The following is a 12,382-nucleotide window of genomic DNA, read 5'->3' on the forward strand; positions in this document are numbered from 1 at the left end:
CTCACATGACCGCACTGCATCCCAACGGCGTGAACCATCTCGCTCTGTCCACTCGCGACATGAAGGGCCAGCTGGAATTCTGGTGCGACGTGCTTGGGCTGCCGCTGAAGGCCTTGTACTGGATGCACGGCGTGGACGGCACCTACCACGGCTTTGTGGAGCTGGCGCCTGACAGCTACGTGGCGTTCGTCCAGCACCCTGACAACGCCAAGGACATCGAGCTGGGCGTCACGCATGCGGGCGGCCCCGGCGAGCCGGTCACGGCGGGCACGATGCAGCACGTGGCCTTCAACGTCGACACCTTCGAAGAATTGATGGCGCTGCGGGACCGCATCCGCGACCGGGGCGTGCAGGTCTTCGGGCCGATCGACCACGGCTTCATCCAGTCGATCTACTTCGCCGGGCCCGAGGGCTTGGCGCTGGAGGTGGCCTGCGGGTCGGCCATTCCCGTCGAGCAATGGGTGGATCCTGAGGTCCAAGGGCTCTGCGAGATCTCCGATGCTGAGCTCGAGGCGTTGAAGTACCCGGCGGAATACACCCGTCCCGGCAAGCCGGTCCCGCAGCCCTCGTCCACCACGGGCAGGCCACGGCTGATGCCCACCGAACACTACGACACGGTGATGAGCCTGCCGGACCAAGTGGTGTGGGACCGGATGAGCGAGACCACGCCGCCAGTCGCGGTGGACTGAGCGGTCCGATCAGCCCGCTCAGGATCGGTACCAGGACGGGCCTGACGCTCGGCTGCGGTCGCGGCTGACACGTACGCGAACGGAGTCCCATGCGTCTCTTCTCACATCGAAAGCGTCCGGCGGCAGCCGGCCCGCTGCCCACCGAGCTGCTGCCACGACTCGCACCCGGAGCACTCGATGGAACGAGGCAACTGCCGCAGCCGCCGCGCCGACCTTGCCGGCATCTGCGAGACGTCGGCGGCGTGCTGGGCTGACGAGCCCATCGACGGCCACCGCAACGCCATCGCGATCGTCGTCGGGCACGGACGGCCGATCCGTCCCGACGAGCCGGGGTACGGGTGGATCAGCGGTTCCGAGCAGGACAACGCCGACCTGCGAGCGACCGAGATCGCAACCGTGATCACCCGCTATCTGGGCACCTTGGGGTACTCCGCCACCGCCCATACAACGGCGGCCTCCGATGTCGACCGTCACCGGGCAGCTGTCGAAGCAGGAGTGCTCGAAGCCGGGCGGAGCGGGCTGAGCCATCCGTTCCTGCGGCGCGGGTACGCGGTCGCAGTGGTCACCACCAGCCTTGAGTTGAGCCCGGACGGACCGCTCGCTCCCCGCAACATGGTGCAGAACCTCGGCATCGCCATCAAGCATTGGCTGGGCTGGGGCGGAACGCGGCCGGGATGGAGCCGACTCGACGGGCGCAACCGGCCGTGGCACCTCGGCCGCTACCCGATGGAGAAGGTGAGGCGCGTCGACGAGCCGACCACGCTCGTCATTCCTGACGAGGTCAAGCGGCCTGCGGCACGGCACAACTTCTTCGTGCGGGCCGGGGCTGGCGACTTGGGGCCGCGGCCCCGCAAGGAGGTCGCCAGGTTCATCCGAAAGGCGCCCCATGGCATCGCCTCCCAGGAGATGCTGCGGCGACTGGTCCCGCTGTAGCGCGGCGAGCCGGCACCCGAGATCGGTCCCGGCGCCGATGACGCCGATGCGAACGCTGATGCGATCAAGGCGCTGGGTCACTTCATCGGCGCCGACATGACCGGCGTGTGCGAGGCACCCGAGTACGCCTGGTACTCGCATCGCCCCGACGGCTCGCCGGTCGAAGCCAAGCACCGCAACGCGATCGTGTTCGTGCTCGACCAGGGCTTCGAGACCATGGAAGGCGCCTCGGGCGACGACTGGATCAGCGGCGCCCAGTCAATGCGGGCCTACCTGCGGGCATCGATCATCGCCAACTCCATTGCGGCGCAGATCCGCCGGCTCGGCTACGCAGCACAAGCCCACACGGCCGCCGACGACGAGATCAACCACATCCCGTTGCTGCTGTCGGCGGGCATCGGTGAGTTGTCGCGCATCGGCGAGCTGGTGCTGAATCCCTTCGTCGGGCCCCGTTTCAAGTCCGGTGCGGTCACCACCGACATGCCGCTGACATCCGACCGCCCGATCGACTTCGGGCTGCAGGACTTCTGCACCAAGTGCACCAAATGCGCCCGCGAGTGCCCGGTCGGGGCCATCCGCTTCGGCGACAAGGTGATGTTCAACGGCTACGAGATGTGGAAGCCCGACGTGGACCGCTGCGCCCGCTACCGCATCACCAACATGCGCGGCTCGGTGTGCGGGCGCTGCATGAAGACGTGCCCCTACAACGTCGAGGGCGTGCTGGCCGAGCGCCCGTTCCAGTGGGCGGCCATGAAGCTGCCGTTCGCCCGGGCGTGGATCGCCCGGCTCGACGACAAGCTCGGCCGGGGCGAGATCAACCAGGCCAAGAAATGGTGGGTGGACATCGAGGTGCTCGAGAATGTGCCCGTCGAGCCGCCCAAGGGTGCGAACACCCGGGGCCTCAACCTCGACCGCAAGCCACGGGACGAGTCGGGGTTCGCGATGTTCCCGCCCGAGATGGCGCCGCCCGGACCCGACGGCATGGCAACGTTCCCGCTCGATCGTGAGGCCGGCATTGCCGCTTCGCAGGAAGCCGAGACACCCGAGGCCGCACGGGAGCGTGTGGAGCGCTGAGCAGTCCAGCCCAGCGGTTCGACGGGTCGACTGGGTCCACCTGCCGGTGCCCAAGCAACGCGACGACCCCGCATACTTCGGGCCGCTCAGCGCTGTGGAGATTCCGGACGAGACTGAGCTGTACCTGGGGCTTGTGCATGCCACCGGCGGTGTCACTCGCGCGAAATGCTGCATGAGATTACTAGCATCTAGTGCTATAACTGAGTGATGGCGACCACGAGAACGACGTTCACGTTGGACCGGGAACTGGTCGAGCAGGCTCACCAACTGGGCATCAACATTTCTGCAGCGGCGCGAGAAGGCGTGGGGGTCGCCGTGAGACGAGCCCTCGGTGCGTCCGACCGAGCTGCGTACGAGCGTTTCCCGGAAGAACCCGATGATTTCTGGGACGATGCCGAGGCGTGGGGCAACGAATGAACAGAGGCGAGGTGAGGTGGGCTCATGCTGGCAGCAAGAGGCGACCGGTGCTCGTCTTGACGCGTTCAGAAGTCATCGATGTGCGTGAGCTGGTGACGGTTGCCGAGATAACCACGGCGATTCGTGGGCTCGCTGTTGAGGTTCCGCTCGACGCCACCGAGGTCAACCTTCCGTCTGAATCCGTCATCAATTGCGATGGCTTGCATACCGTTCGGCGCGCCTCGCTGGGCGAGTGCGTCGGCGAACTGGGGGAAACGACCATGGGGTCTGTCTGTCGGACAATCGCTTACGCATTGAGTTGCTGAGAGACGCAGGCGACGATGAGGTTCTGCAGGGTCAGCAGCGTCGCAGAGGCGGTTGACGAGCTGAGCCGGTGGGGCAACGAGGGCTGTGTCCTGGCGGGCGGGACCGACGTGATGCCGCAGTACCTGCGCGGCGAACGGGCACCGGCGGCCTTGATCGACATCGGTGGCATCGATGGGTTGCGCGGCATGTCCGAGGTCGGCGGTGTGACGAGCATCGGGTCACTGGTCACATTGCGCAGGCTCGCCACCTCTTCGCTCATTGCGCTGGAGCATCCGGCGCTGGCCCAGGCCGCCGCTGCCGTGGGCGCTTGGCAGACCCAGACGGTGGCCACGCTGGGCGGCAATGTGTGCGGCGCCGCACCGACCGCCGACACGCTGCCCGCCCTGCTGATCTCCGATGCCCAGCTGGCGTTGGTGTCCAAGTCGGGGCGCCGACGCCTTGGGCTCGAAGAGTTTCTCGATGGAACCGGCGGCACGGTTCTGCGGCCCACCGAGTTGTTGCGTTCCGTCGAGATTGAACCGCTCGGCGAGCGCTGCGCTGAGGGTTACTTGAAGGTGGGTCGTCGCAGTGCCATGGATCGCGCTGTCGTGGGCTTGGCGCTGCGGCTGTCGGCAGCGCCGAACGGCACGGTGAGCGATGCCAGGGTCGCGGTGTGCGGGGGCAGTCAGTCTCCGCATCGGGCGCGGGCGGCGGAGACGGCCATGCTGGGCACACAGATCGACGGTGGCCCGGTCGCTCTCGACGAGGCTGGCGAAGAGCTGGCCCACGCGGCTGCACCGGAGCGAACCGAGATTGCCCAGTACCGGCGACGTGTGCTCCCCGGTCTGCTGAACCGTCTCGCACAGCACTGCGTCGACGAGATCCTCGGAGCGGGGGAATGACGGCCGCCGGTCCGTCTGAGCAGCCCGTCGCCATCCGGCTCACGGTGAACGGCCGAGCGCACCTGCTTGAAGTCGGTGCGGGCGAGACATTGCTCGGCACGCTTCGAGATCGTTTCGGGCTCACCGGTTCGAAGGAAGCCTGTGTCGAGGGCGAGTGCGGCGCCTGCACGGTGCTCGTGGACGGCGGTCCGGCAGCGTCGTGCATATTGGCCGCTGGCTCGACCCACGGACGCACCGTTCACACAGTTGAAGGACTTGCCGGGGCGGGCGAACTGACGTCGCTGCAGCAGGCATTCGTGAGCCACGCGGCAGTGCAGTGCGGTTACTGCACGCCCGGGGTGCTGATCGTCCTCACGGCCCTGCTCGCCGAGGTGCCCCAACCCACCGAGGATGAGGTTCGCCGGGCACTGGCGGGCAATATCTGCCGCTGCACGGGCTACCAGCAGATCGTGGAGGCAGCGCTCGATGCTGCGACGGCGGTGTCATCGTGAGCGCGCTCGGCGTCAGCCCGCCCCGCAGCGACGCCGACGCGAAGCTGCGTGGCGAAGCTGTCTTCGGTGCCGACCTCGTGCGGCCGGGGATGCTGTGGGCTTCGCTGGTTCGATCGCCCGTGGCCGCCGGCCAGATCAGTGCCATAGACGCACGCCCGGCGCTGGAGATCGACGGTGTGCTCGATGTGCTGACCTCGGCGGACGTGCCGGATTGGCGCACTGGCGTGATCGTGTCCGATGCTCCCTTCCTGGCTGCCGACTACGTGGCTTACGAGGGAGAGCCGATTGCAATCGTGGTCGCGGACAACCGAAGCGCAGCCGAGGCCGGCGCGAGCGCCGTGGCTGCCGACATCGAGCCGATCGAACCGATTTCTACGCCCGAACAGGCCCTTGCGCCAGGCGCGCGCCTGGTCCATCCCGGCTGGAATCGCTTCGCCGTCGCCGGCGGCGCCGACGTCGGACGCGACGGCAACGTGGTGGCCGAAGTGGTCCATCACCCCGGCGATCTTGATGCGGCGTTCGCGAAAGCAGACCTGGTGGTAGAGGGCACCTACCGCACGCCCCGGCAATACCAGGCGCATCTGGAGCCCAAGATGGCGCTCGCGACCTACGAGTCGGGTCGCTACACCATCGAGGTCTCGCACCAGTACCCGTTCCGGCTGCGAGACCGAGTCGCCCAGATGCTGGGCGTGACGCCCTCGGCCGTGCGAGTGGTCGGTCATCACATCGGGGGCGGTTTCGGCGCCAAGCTCGATGTCGGCCTCGAAGCGTTCGCGGCGCTGCTGGCCCAGCGCTACCGCCGCCCCGTCCGCATGCAGCACAGCGCGCTCGAAGAGCGTCTGGTGGCGCCCTGCCGAGCCAACGCGCTGGTATCGGTGCGCTCCGCGGTGCGGCGTGACGGCACGATCCTGGCCACAGAGGTCGAAACCGTGTCCGACAGCGGCGCATACGCCAACAACGGCCCAGCGCTGTCGGCCATCCCGATGTTCGTCTTCGGCTCGATTTACCGAGTGGGCACTGCCCGAATCCGGACCCGAAACGTGTACACGAACACCTCTCCCACCGGCGCATACCGGGGCGTGAACGGACCCTGGCTGGTGTTCGCAAACGAACGCCACATGGACGCCATTGCGGATGCACTCGGCCTTGACCGCCGGGAGTTCCGGCTCTCGTCGCTGGCGCAGGACGGCCACTTGATGCGCAATGGGCAGCCGCTTGAACAGGTGTCGATACTGCACGAGGCCTTCGAACGAGTCGACGAACTGGCGCCCTGGCGCGACGTCGTGTCGCGAGATGCAGGGCCGGAGCAGGCTGGGGGCGGCGAGCTGCGCGGCGTCGGTATGGCGGCAGCGATCTGGCTGACCAATCCGATGCCAGGCCACGCCACGGTGAAGCTGAATGAGGACGGCACCGCCACGGTCATCACCTCGGCGACCGAGAACGGCTCGGGGGCAGTCGCGACTGCGCTGCGGCAAATCGCAGCCGAGTCATTGGGACTGGCAGCCGATCAGGTGCTGGTCACGATGCCCGACACCGACGCCACGGGCTACGACGCCGGATCCCAGGGCAGTCGCACCACCCACGTGGTCGGCCGCGCTATCGCCGACGCCTCCGCGGACGTTCGCGGCCAGGTGCTTGACCGGGCGTCGCAGATGCTCGAAGCGGCTCCCGAGGACCTGGTGATCACAGATGGTGTCGTGACGGTCGCCGGTGTTCCTGCCGCGAGCCTCACACTCGGCCAGGTCGCCCAGGCAGCCACATGGACGCAGGGACCGATAGCGGCAGGCGCTTCGTATGCCACTCCAACGCCGCCGCATGACCCCATGTGCGCGACCGGCATGCTGATCAAGGGGTGGCCGACGCCCACCTATCACCTGCATCAGGCCGAGGTCAGCGTCGACCCGGTCACCGGGCGAGTCACGGTGGATCGCTACGTGGTGTGCCAGGAGGTCGGGCGGGCCATTCACCCTGACGCCATAGCGGGCCAGATCCAAGGCGGCGTCGCTCAGGGCTTGGGCTTTGCGCTGAGCGAGCGTGTCGATCTCGATCACGGCCGTTACGTCCAACGCACGTTCAAGGAACATGGCCTGCCGCTGGCCGCAGATGTCCCGAAGGTGGAGATGGTCGTGATGGAACACGCAGACCCTGCTGGCCCCTACGGCGCGAAGGGTGCAGCCGAGCCGCCCGTGGTCCCGGTGGCGGCTGCTGTCGCCAATGCCGTCGCCGACGCCATCGGCGCACCGATCGACACGCTGCCCATCACCCCGGAGGCCGTGCTCGATGCCTTGGAGCGGTCACGGTGAGCGTGTCACCGGCTCCGCCGTCAGGAACCTTGCGGATCGGCGTCGACGTCGGCGGCACCAACACTGATGCCGTCGCCATGTCGGGCAATGACGTGGTGGGCTGGGCCAAGGCAACGACGACACCCGAGGTCACCGACGGCATCGTGACGGCTGTCCAGACACTGCTCGGTTCCCATGGCCTGTCTCCGGACACCATCGGCGCCGTGATGATCGGCACGACGCACTTCACGAACGCACTGGTGGAGGGACGCCGGCTCGTGCCAACGGCGGTGGTGCGCCTTGGGCTGCCCGCCACCAAGGGATTGCCGCCCTTCATCGACTGGCCAGATCGGCTGCGTGCCGTGCTGGGCGACCACGTCTATCTCTGCCATGGCGGCCACGAGTTTGACGGCCGCCTGATCAGCCCGATCGACCACGAAGAGCTGCGCACCGCGGCGCGAGACATCGCCTCGAAGGGCGTGGGATCGGTGGCGCTGGCGTCGGTCTTCTCGCCGGTCGACGCCAGTTTCGAAGCCGAAGCCCAAGAGGTCCTGCTCGACGAGGTGCCGGGGCTCGACATCAGCCTGTCGAGCGAGATTGGACGGCTCGGACTGCTCGAACGCGAAAACGCAGCGATCGTGAATGCGTGCCTGCGCCCGCTGGCCGAACGCACCGTGGCGGGGCTGACCGCGGCGCTGGTCCAGCTCGGCCTCGACTGCCCGCTGCACGTCAGCCAGAACGACGGCACGCTGATGAGCGTCGACTTCGCCCGGCGATACCCCGTGGCCACATTTGCGTCGGGCCCGACGAACTCGATGCGCGGGGCGGCCTTCCTGAGCGGCATCCGCGAGGGTGTCGTCGTGGACGTGGGGGGCACCACATCCGACGTCGGCGTGCTGGTACACGGCTTCCCGCGTGAGGCTTCGACAGCCGTCTCGGTGGCGGGGGTGCGCACGAACTTCCGGATGCCCGATGTGTTATCGCTGGGACTGGGCGGAGGGAGCCTGGTGCGGCCAGGCAACGGCCAGGACGACGGTGTGACAGTTGGTCCCGACAGCGTCGGCTATGAGCTCACTGAGCGGGCGTTGGTGTTCGGCGGCGAGGAGTTGACTGCCACTGACATCGCAACTGCCGCCGGCATGGCTGATATCGGCGATCCCTCCTCGGTGGGGGCTCTCGATGCTGAGGTCGTGAGCGGTGCGGTCGAACGCATGCAGGACATGCTGGCCACTGCGGTCGAGCAGATGAAGACCTCGGCCGACCCGGTGCCCGTTGTGGTGGTCGGTGGTGGGGGAGTGCTGGTGCGCGACGGTTTGGCCGGTGCATCGGACACGATCCGGCCGGACCACTTCTCGGTCGCCAGCGCGATCGGCGCAGCCATCGCCCAAGTCGGCGCAGAGACCGACCGGGTCTATTCGATGGCGGCCATGACCCGCGACGAGGCGATGGCCGAAGCCCGGTCGGTCACCGCACAGCGTGCGGTCGACACAGGCGCCGACCCGGCCACGATCGAAATCACCGACGTGGACGAGATCCCGCTCACGTACCTGCCGTCGCACGCGATTCGGATCCGCGTGAAAGCGGTCGGAGATCTCTTGACCGCAGCCACGAACGGCATGTCGAATCGGGAGACGGGTACATGAGCAACCAGGGATCGATCGGGCTCATCCTGGGCAGCGCGATAGCACCCGAGGCCATCGCAGCTGCAGCAGCGCAGGCCGAGTCGAGCGGCTTCGACGAGATCTGGCTGGCCGAGGACTACTTCTTCACCGGGGGCATCTCAGGTGCTTCGGTAGTGCTCGGTGCCACGAATGAGATCACGGTGGGCCTCGGTGTCGTGTCGGCGGTGGCACGCCACCCATCGGTGCTGGCAATGGAGCTGGCAACGCTGAGCCGCTCATCCCCGCAGCGGCTGGTGGCAGGCGTGGGACTGGGTGTTCCGGTGTGGGTTCGCCAGATGGGCCTGCATCCCCGGTCGCCGTTGACAGCAGTGCGGGAATGCGTGACGGCGGTCAAGGCCCTGCTTGCTGGCGAGACGCTCGATCATCGGGGCGAAGTCTTCGAGTTCAACAACATCAAGCTCACCTATGCCGAATCGGGCCCGCCGATGCCCGTGCGACTCGGCGTATCCGGCCCGAACATGCTCCGCTTGAGCGGCGAGATCGCCGATGGCACTGTGCTGTCGGTCTGCTCGAGCCTGCGGTACCTGGAATGGGCGACCGAACGTATCGACGAGGGTCGCGAGCTCGCAGGCCGTACCGACTCCCACCCGATCACGGTGTTCGCGCTGTATGCCGTGGACGAAGACGGCCAAGCAGCACGAGATTCCGCCCGGGCCTCGCTCGCCTTCTACCGCCAGCACGGACCCAATGCCCTCACCGACGTGTACGGGATCTCCGACGAGCTGCAGGTCCTCATCGAACAGGGCGGCTACAAGGCAGTGCGAGATGGCATGCCCGATCAGTGGGTTGCCGACTTGACCGTGGCCGGCACACCGGCCGAGTGCGCCGCCAAGCTTCAGGCGCTGTGGGCGGGAGGTGCCGACTCGGTGGCGCTGTTCCCGCTTGCCACCGACCGCCTGGCGGAGATCATCAACCTCACCGCCAACGAGGTACTGCCCCGCACCTGAATTTGCTGCCGGGAATTCGCTTCCAGCAGAACTGCCACGTTGTTGGTGTTTCAACTGCCACATTGTTGGCATATCAACTGCCACTTTGGTGGCCCCTCAGACGGCGGGGACGTAGTCGGCGTCGATGCCAAAGGCGTGCGGTCCGACGACGTCCAGCGCCTCGGGCGTGCGCAGCAGGTCAGGCGCTGGGAGCACCAGCACGTCTGCCCGCACGCCGAAACGAAGCAGCTCGGTCGTGATCGGTTCGCCGGTGTCGGTCGTAACCAGCGTGATGAGGTCGGGCACCATCACCTTGGGCTCGTCGTCTTCGTAGATGGCGAGATTCTCGTTCTGAAAGTCGATGCGGATGGTGCGGCCGGCGTCGTCGCCGGTTCCCGCCACGGTCATCTGACCGCGCGCGAAACCAGCTGCGTTGCGCCGATGCACGTCGGTGACCTTGCCGCGCAGGTACCGCATGCCACCTGCGACGCCCAGGATCGCCTCTGCCGGATCGTCCTTGACTTCACGGGCGTGATGCACTGCGTGCCCGATTTCGCTGGCCAGCCGCAGTGTGTTGGGGATGATCGAGCGACGGCAGTAGGCGCCGTCCATGACGGCTGATGCCAGCCCGGTGTGCGCACCCATCTCGACAGTGGCGGCCCGGGCAATGCGCTCAAGCCATTTGGCGTCGGGCACTTCGGCAATGACGACCTGGCTGCCACGTTCATCGGCAATGGCGGCGGGGTAGGGGCTCCCGCCGTAGATCAGGTAGGTGATCATCTGCAGTTCGGGGAAGGCCCGCCCCATGCCGTCGCCGTTCACGATGGGAATGTCCATCGCGGCAGCCACCACCATCGGCACCATCGAGTTGCTGCCGCCCATCTCGAACGGGGCGATCGCGTCGAACTTCCGCCCCAAGTGGCGCTCGAGTGCCCGGGCCGCCACGGTCTCCTCTTCGCCGCCAGCGAGCTTTTCGTGGCTGACCATCGGCGAACCCATGCCCCCGACGGCCACCAGCAAGTCGTCGTCAGCAATCTCGTCGGGCTCGATGACCCGCACCCGCCCTCCGGTTCGCAGCACTTGGAGGACCCGTAGTCGCCCGAGGTAGGGGTTCCCACCGCCACCAGTGCCCAGCACAGCTGCCCCCAACGCAATCGGCGCCAGATCAGGCTCGGTGATCTCCCACACAGCGCCCCTCCTGCCGCCCGCCGACGCAGCAACCGCCGACGCTACCCCGCGCCGCCATTCCGATCTGCGAAAACCATTTTCCTACCCAGGTAGGATTTTGGTATGAAGATCAGCGTGAGCATTCCTGACGAGGACGTCGCAACGCTCGATGCATACACAGAAGCGCATCAGCTGCCCTCTCGTTCAGCGGCGATCCGGCGTGGGATCCGCCTCTTGCGAACCTCCAACCTCGTGCTCGATTACGTCGCGGCATTCGAGGAGTGGTCCGATGAAGATGCTGAGCTCTGGGACACGGTCGCAGGCGATGGTCTTGAGACTGACTGATGCGACGCGGCGAGATCCGAATTGTCGACTTCGGTCCCGCCTTGGATTCTGAGGCAGCCCGCCGACGTCCCGCAGTCATCGTGAGCAACGATGCCGCGAACGCAGGTGCGGGGATCACGGGACGAGGGGTAGTCGTAGTGGTGCCGCTGACTTCTCACACCGACAAGATCCTCCCGTTTCAGGTGCTCGCAGAGGCCTCGGACACTGGACTGGCATCGGATTCCAAGGTCCAAGCAGAACACGTCCGATCGGTGTCAGTGCAGCGTGTTGGGCGCCCCATCGGTGTGCTGCCGTTCGAACTCATAGAGCGACTCGACGATGCCCTTCGCCTCCACCTCGACCTCTAGGACGCTTGACCGGTGTCGATCAGTTGTTCTAGTGGCGTCGCAGGGGGTCTCATTCGATATTTATAGCTATGGCTACTGGCTATGGCTACAATGGACACGGCGATTGATGTGCGGAGGTAGTCGGATGTCCCTAGGCGGGGCCGGTGAACGGACAATTCCTGCTGGTGAATTCAAGAACCGCTGCCTCGCCTTGATGGACGAGGTCAACGAGACCGGGATCGAGATTGTCATCACCAAGCGCGGCCGGGCGGTTTCGCGACTCGTGCCCGCGAGCCGGTCGGTTCCTCAGATGTGGGGGCGCTACAAGGAGCACATCCGGGCTCTTGACGACCTTGTCGCACCCGCGGTTCCGGCTGGCGACTGGGAGGTCGTCAGCAATCCGGATCGGGTCCTGGACCCCGATCGATCATCGCAGCAGTGATCCTCCTCGATACCCATGTGCTGGTGTGGCTCGTCGCGGCTGTGTCGCGCCTCGGCGAATTGGCCCGGAACCGGATTCAGGAGGCGTGGGAGCACGGCGAGGTCGCCGTGTCGGCGTTCACGTTCTGGGAACTGGCGCAGCTGCGTGCTGCTGGCCGACTTGAACTCAGCCAGCCGCTGCAGGCGTTGCGGCAGCGGTTGGTGGCTGACGGTCTGGTATCTGTGCCCGTTGACGATGAAATCGCTCTTCGATCCGTCGAACTGGGTGACGAGGGCTTTCATGGTGACCCGGCCGACCGCATCATCGTGGCCACCGCAATCGTCGGCGGATTCCGCCTCGCCACCGCCGACCGTGAGATCGCGGCCTGGGGTGACCGATCAAGCCTCGTAACGCTGCTCGATCCTCGAGTCTGATCCCACCG

General features: G+C 66.7%; 15 protein-coding genes. 14 read left to right on the top strand and 1 reads right to left on the bottom strand.

Translation table 11 applies throughout. The annotated features are described in order from the left end of the window. Nucleotides 1-5: 5 nt before the first annotated feature. From ACOCMM_RS09955 to ACOCMM_RS10000, 10 genes are all read left to right on the top strand, one after another. The gene (locus tag ACOCMM_RS09955; RefSeq protein ID WP_419552999.1) at nucleotides 6-689 is read left to right on the top strand and encodes a VOC family protein; all 684 of its coding nucleotides are present in this window, start codon (nucleotides 6-8) and stop codon (nucleotides 687-689) included. A 177-nt stretch (nucleotides 690-866) separates the two neighbouring features. Further along, nucleotides 867-1,622 (top strand): hypothetical protein, encoded by a 756-nt coding sequence (locus ACOCMM_RS09960; RefSeq protein WP_419553000.1) that lies wholly within the window; start codon nucleotides 867-869, stop codon nucleotides 1,620-1,622. Between the two features lie 96 nt (nucleotides 1,623-1,718). Continuing rightward, entirely contained in the window at nucleotides 1,719-2,696 is a 978-nt protein-coding gene (locus tag ACOCMM_RS09965; RefSeq protein ID WP_419553001.1) for a 4Fe-4S dicluster domain-containing protein, read from the top strand. A 207-nt stretch (nucleotides 2,697-2,903) separates the two neighbouring features. Next, entirely contained in the window at nucleotides 2,904-3,113 is a 210-nt protein-coding gene (locus ACOCMM_RS09970) for a type II toxin-antitoxin system CcdA family antitoxin (protein ID WP_419553002.1), read from the top strand. Next, nucleotides 3,110-3,418: a type II toxin-antitoxin system PemK/MazF family toxin gene (locus tag ACOCMM_RS09975; protein ID WP_419553003.1), complete on the top strand. Its 309-nt coding sequence runs from the start codon at nucleotides 3,110-3,112 to the stop codon at nucleotides 3,416-3,418. The genes ACOCMM_RS09970 and ACOCMM_RS09975 overlap by 4 nt, the downstream gene beginning before the upstream one ends. Before the next feature lie 15 nt (nucleotides 3,419-3,433). Next, a complete protein-coding gene (locus tag ACOCMM_RS09980) occupies nucleotides 3,434-4,300 on the top strand; it encodes an FAD binding domain-containing protein (protein ID WP_419553004.1) in 867 nt (288 codons plus the stop codon). Continuing rightward, a complete protein-coding gene (locus ACOCMM_RS09985) occupies nucleotides 4,297-4,791 on the top strand; it encodes a (2Fe-2S)-binding protein (protein WP_419553005.1) in 495 nt (164 codons plus the stop codon). Before ACOCMM_RS09980 ends, ACOCMM_RS09985 begins: the two co-directional genes overlap by 4 nt. Further along, complete coding sequence (locus ACOCMM_RS09990) at nucleotides 4,788-7,094, top strand: xanthine dehydrogenase family protein molybdopterin-binding subunit (protein ID WP_419553006.1); 2,307 nt, start codon at nucleotides 4,788-4,790, stop codon at nucleotides 7,092-7,094. The genes ACOCMM_RS09985 and ACOCMM_RS09990 overlap by 4 nt, the downstream gene beginning before the upstream one ends. A gap of 29 nt (nucleotides 7,095-7,123) precedes the next feature. Further along, nucleotides 7,124-8,716, top strand: a complete 1,593-nt coding sequence (locus tag ACOCMM_RS09995; protein WP_419554860.1) for a hydantoinase/oxoprolinase N-terminal domain-containing protein — start codon at nucleotides 7,124-7,126, stop codon at nucleotides 8,714-8,716. Beyond that, a complete protein-coding gene (locus ACOCMM_RS10000; RefSeq protein WP_419553007.1) occupies nucleotides 8,713-9,702 on the top strand; it encodes an LLM class flavin-dependent oxidoreductase in 990 nt (329 codons plus the stop codon). Before ACOCMM_RS09995 ends, ACOCMM_RS10000 begins: the two co-directional genes overlap by 4 nt. A gap of 96 nt (nucleotides 9,703-9,798) precedes the next feature. Here ACOCMM_RS10000 and ACOCMM_RS10005 read toward each other — a convergent pair whose 3' ends face one another. Next, the gene (locus tag ACOCMM_RS10005; RefSeq protein WP_419553008.1) at nucleotides 9,799-10,869 is read right to left on the bottom strand and encodes a DUF917 domain-containing protein; all 1,071 of its coding nucleotides are present in this window, start codon (nucleotides 10,867-10,869) and stop codon (nucleotides 9,799-9,801) included. A gap of 102 nt (nucleotides 10,870-10,971) precedes the next feature. Between ACOCMM_RS10005 and ACOCMM_RS10010 the strand changes: the two genes are divergently transcribed. The 4 genes from ACOCMM_RS10010 (at nucleotide 10,972) to ACOCMM_RS10025 (ending at nucleotide 12,374) form a co-directional block, all read left to right on the top strand. After that, entirely contained in the window at nucleotides 10,972-11,193 is a 222-nt protein-coding gene (locus ACOCMM_RS10010; RefSeq protein WP_419553009.1) for a ribbon-helix-helix domain-containing protein, read from the top strand. Continuing rightward, complete coding sequence (locus ACOCMM_RS10015; protein ID WP_419553010.1) at nucleotides 11,193-11,540, top strand: type II toxin-antitoxin system PemK/MazF family toxin; 348 nt, start codon at nucleotides 11,193-11,195, stop codon at nucleotides 11,538-11,540. The genes ACOCMM_RS10010 and ACOCMM_RS10015 overlap by 1 nt, the downstream gene beginning before the upstream one ends. A gap of 124 nt (nucleotides 11,541-11,664) precedes the next feature. Continuing rightward, nucleotides 11,665-11,961 (top strand): type II toxin-antitoxin system Phd/YefM family antitoxin, encoded by a 297-nt coding sequence (locus ACOCMM_RS10020; RefSeq protein WP_419553011.1) that lies wholly within the window; start codon nucleotides 11,665-11,667, stop codon nucleotides 11,959-11,961. Further along, on the top strand, nucleotides 11,958-12,374 hold the full coding sequence (locus ACOCMM_RS10025) for a type II toxin-antitoxin system VapC family toxin (protein WP_419553012.1): 417 nt from the start codon (nucleotides 11,958-11,960) through the stop codon (nucleotides 12,372-12,374). Before ACOCMM_RS10020 ends, ACOCMM_RS10025 begins: the two co-directional genes overlap by 4 nt. The last annotated feature ends 8 nt before the right edge of the window (nucleotides 12,375-12,382 follow it).

The sequence above is a fragment of the Candidatus Poriferisodalis sp. genome (assembly GCF_965198245.1).
Classification (GTDB): domain Bacteria; phylum Actinomycetota; class Acidimicrobiia; order Acidimicrobiales; family Poriferisodalaceae; genus Poriferisodalis.